The sequence below is a fragment of the Swaminathania salitolerans genome (assembly GCF_007988945.1).
GTDB classification, from domain to species: Bacteria; Pseudomonadota; Alphaproteobacteria; order Acetobacterales; family Acetobacteraceae; genus Swaminathania; species Swaminathania salitolerans.
In genome coordinates this window covers 161,676-177,347 of the sequence record NZ_BJVC01000003.1, presented here as the reverse complement: position 1 = coordinate 177,347, position 15,672 = coordinate 161,676, and the positions used below count along the sequence as shown (strand labels likewise).

The window sequence follows — 15,672 nt, the reverse complement described above, 5'->3', positions numbered from 1 at the left end:
TCAATACACGCGTTTCTTGGGCGGGAAGACATCGACCTCATCGGTCAGCGTCTGCATGCGTACGGGACGGTACAGCAGCGAGACCTCCCCGTCGTCATCGAGATAGGACACGGTGTGCTTCATCCAGTGCGTGTCATCCCGCTCCGGATAGTCGTCATGGGCATGGGCACCGCGCGTCTCGTGTCGGGCATGAGCGCTCTCGATGGTGACGGTCGCATTCGCCAGAAGATTGAAGAACTCGAGCGCTTCCATCAGATCGCTGTTCCAGATCAGCGAGCGATCGGCCAGACCCATATGGGCGGCATCCTTCCACAACGTCCTGATCTTCTCGCAGCCTTCGGCGAGCGAGCGTGTATTGCGGAAGACGGCCGCGTGACTCTGCATCGTGCGCTGCAGACGTTCGCGCAGCTCGGCCACGCTGAAACGCCCTTCTGCATGACGCAACCGGTCGAATCTGGCGATGATCTCGTCTCCCGCGCCCTGGGGCAGGGGAGGAACGGGCACGGTCGGATCGATGAGTTCGGCGGCGCGCTTCCCGGCGGCCCGGCCGAACACGATGAGGTCGAGGAGGGAATTCGTGCCGAGCCTGTTTGCGCCATGCACCGAGACGCAGGCCGCCTCTCCCACCGCCATCAATCCGGGGACGACGCGATCGGGATCGTCCTCCGTCGGGCGCAGAACCTCGCCATGCAGATTGGTGGGGACGCCTCCCATGTTGTAATGCACCGTGGGAAGGACCGGGGCGGGCTCCCTGGTGACGTCGACGCCTGCGAAAATCCGTGCGGTTTCGGAGATGCCCGGCAGGCGCTGATGCAGCAATTCGGGGCCGAGATGCTCGAGATGGAGCATGATATGGTCTTTTTTCGGACCGCAACCGCGCCCTTCATTGATCTCGATGGTCATGGCCCGTGAAACCACGTCGCGCGAGGCGAGATCCTTGGCCGTGGGGGCATAGCGCTCCATGAAGCGTTCCCCCTCGCCATTGGTCAGATAACCGCCCTCGCCGCGGCATCCTTCCGTCAGCAGGCAACCGGCAGGGAAAATGCCGGTCGGATGGAACTGCACGAATTCCATGTCCTGGGTCGGGACACCGGCACGCATCGCGAGACCGCCGCCATCGCCGGTGCAGGAATGGGCGGATGTGCAGCTCTGGAAGGCCCGGCCGTAACCGCCAGTCGCAAGAACGACCGTCTTGGCGCTGAACCGGTGGATCGATCCGTCATCGAGGCACCAGGCGACGATCCCCCGACAGGCGCCGCTCTCGTCCATGATGAGATCGAGGACGTAATATTCCACATAGAAGTCGACGCGATGCTTCAGGCATTGCTGATACAGCGTATGCAGGATCGCATGGCCCGTGCGATCGGCGGCGGCGCAGGCGCGTGCGACAGGCGTCTTGCCGTATTCGCTCATATGGCCGCCGAAGGGGCGCTGATAGATCTTGCCGTCTTCGGTGCGGGAGAAGGGCACACCGAAATGCTCCAGCTCCATGACGGCGCTTTCCGCCTCGCGACACATGAATTCGATGGCGTCCTGATCGCCCAGCCAGTCCGATCCCTTCACGGTATCGTACATGTGCCAGCGCCAGTTATCCTCGGCCATGTTCCCCAGAGCGGCGCCGATTCCGCCCTGGGCGGCAACGGTATGGCTACGGGTCGGAAACACCTTGGTGACGCAGGCGGTACGCAACCCGCCGGCGCCCATGCCGAGCGTGGCGCGCAGGCCGGACCCGCCAGCCCCGACCACGACCACGTCATAGGCATGATCGACGATGCGGTAATTTCCCGGGCGTGTTTCGCTCATTGTTTCGCCTCCGGCGTGCGGGTCATGATGATGCGGGCGAGCGAGGCGGCGCCGATCGCGACGAAAACCAGGGTCGCCAGACGGATCAGGAGGCGCAGGCCGACGCGCCGCCACCCGCGTGCGTAATCGGAGGCGATCACCTCCAGACCGAGCTGTGCGTGGCGCGCCGTCAGCGCGATGAGCAGCCCCAGCGGGGCGGCGTTCTGCACGCGTCCTGCCCAGGCGAGAATGGTCTCCCGGTCGCGCCCGGCAAGACGCAGGATCTGGGTCACACCCCACAGGGACAAAGGCGCCAGAAGCAATGCGGAGACCCGCTCGGCAGTCCAGTGTTCGGCCCCGTCGGGCAGGCCGCCCAGGCCCTTGGCACGCGCGAGGGGCGTACGCATGTCGGAGAGACGCGTCATGGCGTTATCCTTTGCGAATGCGGGAGAGCGTCACGAAGGCAGCAACCAGTCCGACGGACAGCCCCCCCGTGAGAAAGAGAGAGCGTTTGCCGTCCCGGTCGATCTCCTTTTTCTCGAAGCGGGCTCCGCTATCCCATATCAGGTGACGGATCCCGGCGACGAAATGGTAGAGCGTCGCGACGCCCCAGCCGAGAAACACGAGCCGGCCCAGCGGATTGGTCGCGATTTTCTGGGCGCGCGCGAAGCTGCGCGGCCCCTGCGCCAGGGCGCCGAGCCAGGAAACGGCCAGAAGGGCGCCGAGCGCAGAAGCGACACCCGCCATGCGGTTGCCGATGGAAAGCGCCATAGAGAGGCGAAAACGGTAGATGTCGAGATGGGGAGACATGGGCCGCCGGATGGCCTGCCCCTCAGTGTCGGTGCCGTGATAGAACGCTTCACGTCCGTCGGAAGCCATGGCGATACCTCGGAATTCTGTCAATCGGGCTATGCGATGTCTAACCCACATAGTCGCATTCGTGTTGTCCGTCATGTGCATATTGATGTGAGAATGGGCACTGATTTTGTCTTGTATTTGGGATAATCCCGTTCTGCCTCACACAGGCGTGACGGTACTGGCCCGCTCCCTGTATCGACTGCGCATGCTAGGACGGACATGCGCAAAACCATGCGTCCGGCACAAGGAAGCTTCATGTCGTATTCGAGCCCCGTTCCCTCCCGTTCCGGCGATATGCGTCCCGATATGACCCCCATCCGCGGCAAGGGCGTGTTCGCCACCTATGAGCAGCTGGTTTCGAGCGGGACCCTGCAACCGGATCCTGCGCAGCGGGCAGCGGCGATGGCGCTCGACCGGCTCGCCACGGAGCTGACCCGACGACATGAGGGCGGCGACGGTTTTCTGTCGCGCCTGACGCGCCGAAGGCCGCAACCGCTCAGGGGGCTCTATCTCGTCGGAGATGTCGGGCGGGGCAAGACCATGCTGATGGATCTCTTTTGTCGCGAGATCGCTCTGGAGAAAAAGCGCAGGATCCATTTTCACGTCTTCATGCAGGAGGTCCTGCGTGTCCTGAACAGGCCCCAGAGCCGCCAGACGCGGCGCGAGGACCCGGTGCGCGATCTCGCCGGAAAGCTCCATGCGCAGTACGATCTGCTCTGTTTCGACGAATTCCAGATCAACGACATGTCCGATGCGCTTCTCGTCCTGCGTCTGCTGGATCTGACCATGGCGCTCGGAACGGTCGTGGTTGCAACGTCGAACACGGCTCCGGATGCGCTGATGAAGTCGCAGACACAGAACAGGGCGACCATGAAGCCCTATCTCGAGGCGTTTTCCGCACATATGGATGTGCTGACGCTCGAGGCCGTCCGCGATTACCGCAGAGGGCGTCTGCCCGACGAAACGGTCTGGCTCGTGCCGGACTCTGCAGAAAACAGCACGTTGTTGCGTCAGGCTTTCGAGGCGGCGACAGGAGGAAGGGCCGAACCCGGAACCGTCGCGGTGGGTTCGCGTCGCATCGCCGTGCCCGCCTGTCGCGACAGGGTCGCCTGGTTCGGTTTCGAGGATCTGTGCGGCACGCCGCTCGGACCGGCCGATTATCTCGCGCTGGCCTCGCAGTTCCATACGCTCTTTCTCGACGCCATTCCCGCGCTCGTGCCGGACGATTTCGACAAGGTGCGCCGTTTCATCACGCTCGTCGATGTCCTTTACGAAAACCGCGTCCGTCTCCGCGCGAGTGCCGCCTCATTGCCGGAGACGCTTTATCGGACGGGCGAAAATGCCCGCGCCTTCGAGAGAACGGCCTCGCGTCTCGACGAGATGCGCGCCCAGGGGTGGGGAGAGGGGCAGGACGAGGAATAGGGGCGAGGACTGAGCGGGACCCGGATACAGGCCCGCCGTCATCGTCCGAGTGCGCCGGTCAGGGTCCGGAGGGGACATCCGTTCGGATCCGTGCCGCAGATCGGGACATGGGGAAAAGCCATCGAGGGCATGGCGCTATCGGGCGCCTCACGCATGGCCACCGGCATCTGCGACAGGAAGAGCGTCCTGACGAAGCCGTTGCCGTCCCGGTCCCGATACAGCGCAAAGCCAAGCGCCGAGCCGACCGGGATCTCGTCTCGCGCATAGCCGGGGGCATCGACATGGATGTCGAGCATGCCGAGGAGCGGCACGATCGTATCGTCATGACCGACATAGACCTTGAGCGCCGGTCCCTCCCCGGACAGAAGGTCTTGCACGATCCTCCGTCGCAGGGAGCGGGAAAGCGGGGCGGCGATGGGGGGCGGGCGCAGGGTTGCATCGAGCATCGCGGCATGAAGCGCTGAAAGCCTGCCCAGTATATGCGCATCGAGCCAGCCTCCACCCGGTAGCGGATGCAGGGGTTTTCCATCGAGATAGGCCAGCATGAGCGCCTCGGCGATCGACGAGCCTTCCTGTATCGGTCCGGAGAGGATCATGCGGTGACCGGTTCCATCGGGCGAAACCCGGCCAGGCTCCCGGAGAAAGGCGCATGGGCCACCGGAACATGAAACGAGATCCGCGAGACGATCGATGGCCTCCCGAAGCGGCGTGGAGGACCGGTCGGGATCTGGCAGGGACGGGATGATGGATTTCATATCGAAACGTTCCGGATCGGTCGCGCGCGGAGAGAAGAGAGGATCCGCAATGCCGGAATCGCGGTGGTCGATCGACAGACGGCACGAGGGCACCAGCCCGTCCCGCAAGCTGCGGGCGCTGGCGATCGTGCGGGGTTCCGAGTTGGCGATCAGGGCGATCGTGCCCGGGGGCGGGCAGTCCTGCCCTTCGAGCAGGCCCGACCGGCTCAGCCACGAACGCAGAAACACGCCATTGGCCCGCATGGCCTTGCGGCCGCGCGCCGTCAGGGCGCCCGGAGGCTCCGTCCATGCGGGCCAGCCACCGGGAAGAGCGACGCTTGCCGGTTCCTGTCCCGGCAAGGGGGTGCGGAGCCCGTGTCTCATGACCAGCACGATCCGGACGAGAGCGGGCATCGAATCCGACGCGATATCGAGCCCGACGGAATGACGGGACGGCGAGGGAGGCGAACCCAAGGCGTGAGAGGCGCCGGGAGGAGAGGAGGCAGGACAAGGCAGGGGGGCGGTGACGGGATTGCAGCGCAGCGACGCGCCGGAGAGAAAGCCGACGCGATAGCCACTCCACCACGCCGGTTCGCTGTCCGGGTAATCCGTGCTGACGATCTGGGCGCCACTGGCAAGCATGGCATCGCGCCGGGCAATTGCGCCCGACCGCCCTTCCTCCGTATCGGCATCGGCCCGCACGCGCACGAGCAGATGGCGCCTGACCAGAAGGGAGACGGCTCCGGCCGGGCCGTCATTCATTTCGGTAAAGGCCGCGTCGTCACTCTGCGGGCGGGCATTGGGGAAGGCGATCCGGCCTTTCAGCCCTGCATGTCCTGCCTCGTAGGCAGCGGTATCGCCCTGCTGGTCGAGGAGGAAGACGATCTTGCCACGAACAGCCTCCAGAGGCGGCCAGCCATGAAGGGCAACGGCCTGGCCGAGGGTTTCCCCCTGCGCATGGAGGGCATCGGGCACGAGCAGCGCGGCCGGTCCGAAGACCGACCGTATCTCGGAATCGAGCGCGTCGAAGTGATGCGGGGTCATTCGCTCGACCGGCGTACCGCCTGCGAGATCGTTGTTGCGGGCAATTTCGAGAAGAACGAAAACCGGGGTGTGGCGAGGATGGCGTTCGGACCAGGACCGGATGAGGCGCAGGCAGGCCGTGAAGGGCTGACAGGTCGCGTTCTGATCGATATCGGGGATATGCATCACCTTGAAGCCGGGTCTGCGCATGATCGCGCGCTCGGCGGCAGGCAGGGGCCATGCCTCTCCCGGTCTGTCGGGATTATGGGGGGAGGCAAATCGCCCGCCTTCTGAATCGGCATAGAGATCGAGCTCGATCTGGCGGATTCCGTGATCGAGCTGGATGTCGAGCGGCGCGTGGCGATAATCCAGAAGGCGCGCCAGAGCGGGATGTCGAGCGGCGATCGCGTCGAGGTGCCGGCTTCCTGCATGGTAGCTGTTATGCGTACCGATGAGCTGGATCTGGTCGAGACGGAGCGCGTGGATATCCGCGCGTTCTGTCGCGCTTTCTGCTGCCTGGGCGCTTCTTCCGGCGGTGGCGCCGCAGAGCGATGCGCCAAAAAGCAGAACGCCCGGAAGCAGAATGCAGAAGCTCCCCGTGCAACGGCCGCGCGCCTCGAGGCTGCGCGGATGCAGGGCACGGGCTCCGTCGGTTCCGTCACGCGCGCCCGGCCCGCCCGGGCCGGAGAAGGGGAAGGAGAAGAAGAAGGGGAAGGAACGACGCCGCGACGGCATCAGAATTCTCCGGTCAGTCCGGCGAGATACATGCGGCCCGTCTGCACGAATGCGCCATTCGCCGAGCTGTCATAGGCGAGATAGGATTTTCCCTTGCCCATCGTCTCCCAGAAAGCGGGGGTGTTCAGCAGGTTCTGCATTGCCAGCGTGCCGGTCAGCCCCCATCCGAAGCGGTATTTTGCGCTCAGGTCGAGGCGCTGTGTCGGCTGGAGATAGAAATCCGGCACTCTGGAATTCACGCTGAGAAGCTGCGTGCCGATATAATTATAGTTGAGATCGAAATGGATCCGGTCCCGACTGTAGTAAAATCCGAGATTGTACATCATCTCCGGCGCGCGCGGCAGCGCCGTGTCGGGATGTCCGGCGATATTGCTGGTTGCGTTGGAGTGCTGCAATGTCACATTGCCGTTCACGCCGAACCCGCTCAGCCATCCGGGAAGAAAATACAGGGTTTGCTGGGCGGAGAGCTCGATGCCCTCGAGTGTCGCCCCCCGACCGTTGACCGGCATTCTGTATGTCGTGTTTCCGTCTGTGGTCGCGTTGGTCGGCACGTTGCCACCGAGTGTCGCGCTGTTATTCGCGTTGGATACCGACGTGAAAATGAATTTCTCGATCTGCTTGTAATAGACCGAGGCCGAGACGACACCTGCATGACGGTTATAGAGAGCGGCCGAGAAATCGAACATCGTTGCCGTGGTCGGTCGCAGATCGGGGTTCGGTTGGGAAACCGAGAGAATGGCGTTGGTGACCGGGTCGAGGCTGAGGGTCGATGCGCCGTTGATCAGCCCGTAGGCCGGGCGCGTCAGACCGCGCCGGACCGAAAAACGGAGCACGCTGAGCGCGGTGGGGCGCCAGTTCACGTTCAGATAGGGAAGCGGCGTCCCGTAGGACTGGCCGATACGGACGAAGCGTCCGGTCGCGTTGTCGCCATTGGACTGCCAGTGCGTGCCGCCGAAATCGGTGAATTCGTATCTGAAACCGGGGCGGATATCGACATCGCCCGCCCGGAGTGCCAGGGAGACGAAACCGGCATAGATCTTCTCGGATCCCGTGCTGGTGTTGGCGTTCCAGTCGTTGCGCGTGTAATTGCCCGCACCCTGCGGATCGTTGCTGTATTTGTACGGCACGGTCGTATCCTTGATCCAGTCGCGATCGAGAATACGGAAATCGCCGAGTTTTCCGCCGAAAGCGTCGACCTGATATCCCGGAATATTCCCGACGCGCGGACCTGCGCCATTCGTATAGGGCCAGTTCTGCCCACCGAAGAACGGGCCGTCATAGATGAAATTGTTGTCGCTGTGGAAATAGGGATGGGACCAGGCCCGTCTCTGCGTGTTGCTGAACTTGAAACCGAACTGGATCGTCTGGAGGATCGTATTGCCGAACCGATAGGCCGCATCGGCATGCACGCCGTACATATCCGCCGTGCTCTGCGCGTCCCGTCCCTGCGTTTTCCAGAAACGGCTGAAATTCTGGTCGCGCAATTCTGCGAGCGCGCCGGAGGGACCGACCAGTGCCGGAAGGGTGGTGTTCGCCAGTTCGAATGTAAAAGGCCCCGGGATCGAGCCGTTGCCATACATGCTCGCCTCGACCGTGTTGGGGCTGGCCTGTTCGCCATAGCTGTTGAAGACGTCGTAACTGGCTGTCCAGCGTCCGATATGACTGATTCCGCCAAGTTTCTGGGTCGTGAGGAGCTGGGCGGAATCGTTGGTCGTGAAATATTGCGCTCTCGCCATACCCTGGGAGCGATACAGGCCGTCGGCACCATATCCCGCATCGGCGCCCCGTAACCCGACCTGGTTGTCGTCGATACGGGTCGTGTACTGGCCCCAGGTGCCCAGGGCGTAGAACTCATGTCGCTCGCCCTTGAAATTGAGCGAGAGAGAACCGCCATAGCGTTTGATGCTGCTGGTGAAGAGATCGTATTTCACCTGGGTGGTCGTGAGCTGCGATGCCTGATCGAGAGTCGCGACGCCCGATTGTGCCTCTATCGCCGGAACATAGGCCCGGTTTGGCGCCACCGCATTGGCGAGAACGTGTTTGGACGTGTAATACCCCGTCGCATAGACGCCAAAGCGCCCGTCCCGGCCGAAGCGACGTGCGAATTCCGCCTGGGCGACACCTCCGAGATCCGGGGTGCCTGTCCGTGCGGCATTGTCATTGAGCTGGCCTTGCAGGATGATCTTCCGGTAAGGGCCGGAGAAATCGAAGGCGGTCGGCGTGCGTATGTCGATCGCACCGCCGATCGCGTCGCCATCCATCTCTGCATTCGTGCTTTTCGAGACCTTGATGGCCGTGATGCCGTAAGGGGCCAGCATGTCGAAGGAGATGGCGCGGGTGGAGGGATCGGCTGGTGCGATCCGTTCGCCGTTGAGCGTATAGGCGTTGTAACTCGAATCCAGACCCCGAATGGTCATGAACTGGGATTCGCCTGTCGCCGCCTGTCCGCCGGCCATGTTGCTATAGGCCGAGACGCCCGGCAGGCGCGTCAGAATGTCAGCGAGATTGGTTTCGGGGGCGCGTTCGATCTGCTCCCGCGACAGGATCGTCGTCACCTGACTGGATCGTCTCTGCTCGTCTAGGGCCGCGGCAACCGTGCCGCCGCGTTGCGCACGAACCCGGATATGCTCCATGACAACCGGCTTGCGAAGCGCCGTCTTCGCGCGGTCGTTTCGGGTCTTGTCGACCGATCCCGTGCGATCGGCGCCTTGCTCCGCAGCAAGAGCCGGAGGGACGGCGCCCAGCGCAACGAGAATTGCGACGTGACGGGATCGTAACGAAGCATAGGTGCGCGAACGACGCGGCACATGAAACGGGACGTGCAACGGGAAGGATGGGATCATGAAACGGCAGACTCCGGTAACACAGAACGACGAGGCTCGGCATTGCGGCGACAGGGGTCATGGAAACGGGCTGCTATGTCCCTATGACGCCGGGAGAAGGCAGGCAGAGGCCTCCTTTCCCGGCACACGCACGAAAAAGCCGAATTCTTGTTATTTTTAAGTAACGAACAAATAGGCGCGTGGACTCGTGATCCCAGGGCACGGTTATCGTGCGGAGAATCGAGTCGACGTGATCGTTCTAGTCTGTCGAAACGGGTGCGTGTGTGAAGGCTTTATTAAAAGTAATCTTCATCCCGCCCGGAAGCGTGGCGTGGCGTGGCGCGGCCTGCGGTCTGGCATGTCGGGCGAAAAGCCGTCTTCTCCCCAAAGGGGAGGCGGGCGAACCCGCCCGGCCAGATGAATGCACCGGATGGATGCATGAGGCCGGACGGCGTCGGGCTGCGCTCGCCTGCCGCGCCATGGGCGCAGCAGGCGGAACGGGTCAGTTCCCGGTGCCTGTATCGGTGTCCGTGTCTGTGAGTCCGCGATGCGAGAGCATCGGGCCGATCTCGGGATCCTTGCCGTAGAAGGCACGGAACATCGGCCCGTAATCCATCGTATGGCCCTTCGAGAGGATCATGTCGCGGAAGCGCTGACCGTTTTCCCGTGTCAGGCCCCCATGCTTCATGAACCAGGAATAGACGTCCTGATCCAGCATCTCGGTCCAGAGATAGGCATAATATCCGGCCGAATATCCGTTGGACCAGATATGCAGGAAATAGCTGGAACGATAGCGGGGCGGAACATGGGCGACATCGAGCCCCGTCTCGTCCAGAGCCTTCTTCTCGAAGGCGTCGACGTTCTGGAGCGGGGCCGATGCGGGCAGTTCGTGCCACGACATGTCGAGCTGCGCCGCAGCGACGATCTCGCCCAGCGCATAGCCCTGATTGAAATGGGCCGCCTTCTTTATCTTGTCGAAGAGGGCCTGCGGCATCGGGGCGCCGGTCTTGTAGTGCTTCGCATAATGGGCGAAGACCTTCGGATCCATGGCCCAGTTCTCGTTGAACTGCGAGGGGAACTCGACGAAATCGCGCGCAACACTGGTGCCCGACAGGGTGGGATAGGTCTGGCTCGCGAAAAGTCCGTGCAGCGCGTGTCCGAATTCATGGAACATCGTGGTCACGTCGTCCGACGTGATCAGCTGCGGCTGACCCGGAGCGGCCTTCGTGAAGTTCGCGACATTGTAGATCACCGGACGCGTTTTCAGCAGATCGGATTGTCCGACGAAGTTCGACATCCAGGCCCCGCCGGATTTGTTGTCGCGCTTGAAGTAGTCGAAATACATCAATCCGAGAGGGGAGCCGTCCTTGTCCCTGACCTCATAGACCATCACGTCGGGGTTGTAGACCGGAATGTCCTTGCGCGGCCGGAAGGTGATTCCATAGAGCTGGTTTGCGGCGTAGAAAACGCCATCGGTCAGAACCGTATGCAGTTCGAAATAGGGTTTGATCTCGTCCTGGTCGAGAGCGAATTCCTGCTTGCGCAGCTGTTCCGCGTAATGCGTCCAGTCCCAGGGCTGCAACGCGAATTTCTGATGGTCTGCGGCGATGACCTTCTGAAGCGCGGCAACCTCGCGATGCTGTTCGGCGGCAGTGGCCGGGACGAGCTTGTGAATGAAGGCGTTGACCGCTTCCGGCGTTCTGGCCATCTGATCGTAGAGCGCATAGGCCGCGTAGTCGGGATAACCGAAGAGTGCCGCCTTCTGCGCGCGCAATCTGGCAATTTCCGCGATGGTCTTGCGCGTATCGTTTGCATCGCCCCGTTCGGCCCGGGTCCAGCTCCTGTCGAAAAGAGCCTTCCGTGTCGCCCGGTCCTTCATCGCGGCGAGCGCCGGCTGCTGGGTCGTGTTCTGGAGCGGGATCAGGTATTTCCCGGTCAGCTTGCGTCCCTCGGCCGCCTTGGCGGCAGCGGCGATGGCGCCGTCATCCATGCCATCGAGTGCGGCTTTCCGGTCGACGACCAGCGCGCCCGCCTTCGCGCTTGCGACGAGCTTCTGGCCGTATGCGGTTTCCAGCTTCGTCAGACGGGTGTTGAGATCGCGCAGCGTTTTCTGGTCTGAGGCGGAGAGTTCGGCACCGGCATGGACGAACTGCTTGTAATACACGTCGAGCAGCATCGCCTGCTCGGGGGTGAGGGAAAGCGTGTCCCGCTTCTCCCAGAGGGTCCGGACGCGTCCGAAGAGTTTCGGATCGAGATAGATCTCATCCTGATGCTGGCTGAGCCTCGGCGCTTCCTTGCTGTCGATCGCGTCCATGGCGTCATCCTTGTCCGCCGAATAGACGCCGTAGAACACGTTCTGCACACGATTCAGGAGCTGCCCGGAGCGCTCCATTGCGACGATCGTGTTCTCGAATGTCGGCGCGGCCTTGTCGTTCGCGATCCGGCGGATCTCGGCGAGATGCTCGGCCATGCCTTTCTCGAAGGCTGGCACATAGTCGCTGTCCTTGATCCGGTCGAAGGGCGGCGCCTGATAGGGCAGGCTGCTCGGAGTGAGCAGGGGATTGGATGCCGGCGCTGCCAGAGAGGTCGAGGCAAGCATGGGCAAGGCGAGCGCCGAAAGGGCAAGGGCGCGTCTGGGAGACATCATTCTGTGACTTTCTCATACAAATCGTTTCGCAAGACCGTAGGAAGGAAAGACGGGAGCGTCAAACGAGGGAATGCGTTGGGTGAAAGGGACGTTCGCACGCCATGCCGGGATTGTCATCCGTGCGGGAAACCGTGATAGGAAAGGGCACTCGTGCCCGGCGCAGGGCCGGGAACGGACCCATAACGGCAAACAGCGGTGGTCTCGATCGTGGTTGCACATCCTCGTTGCAATGATCGGGGCTGCGAAAAACGGGGGCGCGACGATCGGGGGCATGAGCCGGATTGAGAACGACCGGTGCCGATGGTAGGGAGAGCGAAGACATTGCTGAGAGACCGAACATGAAAAATTTTCCGGTGCTGAGAGGGTTTCGGAAACAGATCGACGTCATCAACGCGCTGGTCTTCCGTGAAATGCTGACCCGCTACGGCCGGGGCAATATCGGTTTTCTGTGGGTGATCGGCGAGCCTGTGATCTTTTGCGTAGGGGTGTCCGTCATGTGGACGCTCACCCGTCCGGCGCGGGAGCACGGGCTCGGGATGACAGCGCTCGTCGTGACCGGCTATGTACCGCTCACAATGTGGCGTCACTGCCTCATCCGTGCGGTCAAGGCCTTCGAGGCAAATGGCAGTCTCCTCTTCCACCGGCAGGTCACACCACTCGATATCATCACGGCGCGGTCCTATCTGGAAGTGATCGGAACGATCATGGCTGGCATCATCGTCTGGCTCGCTGCAATCGGTCTGGGTTTTATGAAGCCTCCAGCAGATATCGGACTTCTTTATCTCGGTTTCTTCTTTCAGTCGGTATTTTGCATGATTACCGCGTTTCTAGTCGCAGCTCTGTCCGAGATTTCGGACTTCGTCGAGAAATGCGTTAATATTGTTTCCTATCTGGCTCTTCCCTTCTCGGGAGCTTTCATCATGGTTTCCTGGTTGCCGCCCAAATATCAGTGGATACTCATGTTGTCTCCCATGGCAAACAATATAGAGATGATCAGAGGGGGGCAGTTCGGCGGTGCCGCTTCGGTCAAATACAATATCCTTTACGACGCATACATAACGGCGGCGCTTCTCATCATCGCTCTGTATCTCACCCATCGCGTTCGCAAATATCTGCACGTGAACTGAAGACGCCCGGCGCGGGCAGAGCGCGCCTTGCAGTGCATTCCCTGCCGGGCGGTGTGCGTCCCGAAGGTTCAGTCCTGCTCGACGATCTTGCCTCCGCGCAGGAGATCGCCCAGCGCAGCGCGCACGGTCGCGCAGTCTTCCGCGGGGACGGCGAGGCGGAAGCTGGCTCCCTCTTCATCGAAGAGGCACTCCTCCTGGGTCGCATGCCATTGCGACAGTTTCGACTGGATGATCGGGATCTGACTGAATCCCGCATGAAAGGAGAGGCTCTTCGTCTCGATGAGGGGAGAGGCCTCGCCCTGTCTCAGGCAGGACGCCGCAGCACCGCCATAGGCCCGCACCAGCCCTCCCGCGCCCAGCTTGATGCCGCCGAACCAGCGCGTCACCACGACGATCACGCGATCGAAACACTGGGCGTCGATTGCCTGCAGGATGGGACGCCCCGCAGTGCCGCCGGGCTCGCCATCGTCGAAGCTGCGATAACGCGCACCCAGCCGCCACGCCCAGCAATTATGCGTCGCATCGACATCCCGGACCCGCTCGAAAAAAGCCTGTGCCTCCGCCTCGGTGTCGATGGGCGCGGCATGGACACGAAACAGGCTCTTTTTAACGATCGTATCCAGCTGTGTTTCCGTCAGCAGGGTCTGGGTCATCCGCCTATCGTCCGTTTCGCCTTCCGCAAGGTCCGGGCGCCGCTTCTCTTCCGGCCTCCCGCTTCATCGCGGTCAGGAAGCAGCCCTGACCGGGTTTTGCAAGGGGCAGGCGGGGTCTTGCATCCCGCAATCCCGTGCTATCCAGAGTCTCCGGCATGAAGGATGATCCTGTGAGAGATTCGCCCGATACGATCCTGTTCTTCCCCGGGGCATCTGGCAGTGCCGATTTCTGGCGTCCGGCTGCCAGGAGTGCGGGACTGGAGGGGCAGTTTTTCGCCTGGCCAGGCCTCGGGGTGGAACCGCCTTACGTCGAAGTGAACGGGTTTGACGATCTGCCCGCTCTCTGCGGGGATGCAGCTTGCGGCATCGATTCCCGGCGCACGTCTGCACGTCGTCTCCGGAGGCACGCATGATCTCGCACGCGAACATGCAGCCGAGACAGGCAGGGAAATACGGCGTCATCTCCTGTCGGGGTGAGTGGCCGCGTTTCAGGATTCGGGCTGGAAGAGCTCGACCAGATCGTTGAGATGGCCGATCTCGTGCAGGGTGAGGCCTTCGGGCGGCTTGACGCGCGCCGTCGTCGACGCCACCCGACGGGGGAGAACCGCCAGATCGAAACCGAGCTTCCGGGCTTCCTTGAGGCGCAGCCCCGTCTGCGAGACCTGACGCACTTCGCCGGAAAGGCCGACTTCACCGAAATAAGTGGCGCTCGAGGATGTCGGAACGCCCGTAGCGGCCGAGACGAGTGCCGCGGCGACGGCCATGTCCGCAGCGGGCTCGCTGATCCGGAGACCGCCGGCGATATTGAGATGGATGTCCATTCCCGCCAGTTTGAGACCGCATCGTGCCTCGAGCACGGCCAGGATCATGTTGAGACGGGCCGTTTCCCAGCCGACCACGGCGCGGCGTGCGCTGCCCTCTCCTGCTTTCGGAGAGAGGAGGGCTTGGATCTCGAGGAGAACGGGGCGCGTGCCCTCCATCCCGGCGAAAACGGCCGATCCCGCGATATTGCCGCGTCGTTCCGCAAGGAAGAGCGCTGAAGGATTCGTCACTTCCGCAAGCCCGGTATCCGTCATGGCAAAAACGCCGATCTCGTCCGTGGCGCCGAAACGGTTCTTGGCAGCCCGCAAAATGCGGAACTGATGCCCGCGATCGCCCTCGAAATACAGCACGGCATCGACCATGTGTTCGAGCACCCGCGGCCCGGCAAGCGCGCCCTCCTTGGTCACATGCCCGACCAGGACGAGAGAGAAGCCGATGGTCTTTGCCAGACGGATCAGCTCGAAGGCACAGGCCCGGACCTGTGCGACAGAGCCCGGTGCGCTCTCGATGGTTTCGAGCCACATCGTCTGTATGGAATCGATGACTACCACCCCGTGATCGCGATCCTGCTCCAGACTGCCGGCAATTTCCGATACATTGATGCTTGCAGCGAGATCGAGCGTCGGCGCCTCGAGATTGAGGCGACGTGCCCTCAGACGGATCTGGTCGACGGCCTCTTCGCCCGAAACGTAAAGGACACGTTTCCCCGCCTGGGCGAGCGCACAGGTGGCCTGCAGAAGCAGGGTCGATTTTCCGATGCCGGGATCTCCCCCCACCAGCACGACGGAAGCCGGAACGAGCCCCCCTCCGAGCACGCGGTCGAATTCGCCTATGGTGGTCCGGATCCGGGGCGGAGGCGTCAGCTGGCCGTCGAGATGCATGAGCGTGAGCCGGCCGGCCCGCGCCCGGGTGTCGCGTCCGGTCGGGGCGCTGGCTTCCTCGACGATGGTATTCCACTCGCCGCAGGCGTCGCAGCGCCCCGACCATTTGCTGGTCACGGCGCCGCAGGCCTGACACACGAAACGGGAAGCGGGGCGCTTGGCCATA

The 15,672-nt window shown here is 62.7% G+C and carries 11 protein-coding genes; 3 read left to right on the top strand and 8 right to left on the bottom strand.

The genetic code is table 11. The features are described from left to right. Genes sdhA through sdhC form a run of 3 tightly spaced genes read right to left on the bottom strand, consistent with a single transcriptional unit; the run spans position 1 to position 2,661 of the window. Entirely contained in the window at positions 1-1,803 is a 1,803-nt protein-coding gene (gene sdhA, locus SSA02_RS07980) for a succinate dehydrogenase flavoprotein subunit (RefSeq protein WP_147093540.1), read from the bottom strand. Then, on the bottom strand, positions 1,800-2,207 hold the full coding sequence (sdhD, locus tag SSA02_RS07975) for a succinate dehydrogenase, hydrophobic membrane anchor protein (protein ID WP_147093539.1): 408 nt from the start codon (positions 2,205-2,207) through the stop codon (positions 1,800-1,802). The genes sdhA and sdhD overlap by 4 nt, the downstream gene beginning before the upstream one ends. A gap of 4 nt (positions 2,208-2,211) precedes the next feature. Next, complete coding sequence (gene sdhC / locus SSA02_RS07970) at positions 2,212-2,661, bottom strand: succinate dehydrogenase, cytochrome b556 subunit (protein WP_246103734.1); 450 nt, start codon at positions 2,659-2,661, stop codon at positions 2,212-2,214. 234 nt (positions 2,662-2,895) lie between these two features. Here sdhC and zapE point away from each other — a divergent pair, with 234 nt between their 5' ends. Continuing rightward, positions 2,896-4,062: a cell division protein ZapE gene (zapE, locus tag SSA02_RS07965; protein ID WP_186807725.1), complete on the top strand. Its 1,167-nt coding sequence runs from the start codon at positions 2,896-2,898 to the stop codon at positions 4,060-4,062. A gap of 38 nt (positions 4,063-4,100) precedes the next feature. Here zapE and SSA02_RS12715 read toward each other — a convergent pair whose 3' ends face one another. From SSA02_RS12715 to SSA02_RS07950, 3 genes are all read right to left on the bottom strand, one after another. Continuing rightward, positions 4,101-6,554 (bottom strand): Ca2+-dependent phosphoinositide-specific phospholipase C, encoded by a 2,454-nt coding sequence (locus SSA02_RS12715; protein WP_186807724.1) that lies wholly within the window; start codon positions 6,552-6,554, stop codon positions 4,101-4,103. After that, entirely contained in the window at positions 6,554-9,397 is a 2,844-nt protein-coding gene (locus SSA02_RS07955; protein ID WP_147093537.1) for a TonB-dependent receptor, read from the bottom strand. Before SSA02_RS07955 ends, SSA02_RS12715 begins: the two co-directional genes overlap by 1 nt. Before the next feature lie 481 nt (positions 9,398-9,878). Beyond that, positions 9,879-11,975: a M3 family metallopeptidase gene (locus tag SSA02_RS07950; protein WP_246103768.1), complete on the bottom strand. Its 2,097-nt coding sequence runs from the start codon at positions 11,973-11,975 to the stop codon at positions 9,879-9,881. A gap of 386 nt (positions 11,976-12,361) precedes the next feature. Here SSA02_RS07950 and SSA02_RS07945 point away from each other — a divergent pair, with 386 nt between their 5' ends. After that, positions 12,362-13,150, top strand: a complete 789-nt coding sequence (locus SSA02_RS07945; protein WP_147093536.1) for an ABC transporter permease — start codon at positions 12,362-12,364, stop codon at positions 13,148-13,150. A 68-nt stretch (positions 13,151-13,218) separates the two neighbouring features. Here the strand turns inward: SSA02_RS07945 and SSA02_RS07940 are convergent, their stop codons facing one another. Then, positions 13,219-13,803 carry an IMPACT family protein gene (locus tag SSA02_RS07940; RefSeq protein WP_147093535.1) on the bottom strand — a complete coding sequence of 195 codons (585 nt, stop codon included), beginning with the start codon at positions 13,801-13,803 and terminating at the stop codon, positions 13,219-13,221. Positions 13,804-14,127: 324 nt separating this feature from the next. Between SSA02_RS07940 and SSA02_RS12820 the strand changes: the two genes are divergently transcribed. Further along, positions 14,128-14,280 carry an alpha/beta fold hydrolase gene (locus SSA02_RS12820; RefSeq protein WP_222591062.1) on the top strand — a complete coding sequence of 51 codons (153 nt, stop codon included), beginning with the start codon at positions 14,128-14,130 and terminating at the stop codon, positions 14,278-14,280. An 11-nt stretch (positions 14,281-14,291) separates the two neighbouring features. Here SSA02_RS12820 and radA read toward each other — a convergent pair whose 3' ends face one another. Further along, positions 14,292-15,671 carry a DNA repair protein RadA gene (gene radA / locus SSA02_RS07930; protein WP_147093534.1) on the bottom strand — a complete coding sequence of 460 codons (1,380 nt, stop codon included), beginning with the start codon at positions 15,669-15,671 and terminating at the stop codon, positions 14,292-14,294. Between the last annotated feature and the right edge of the window lies 1 nt (position 15,672).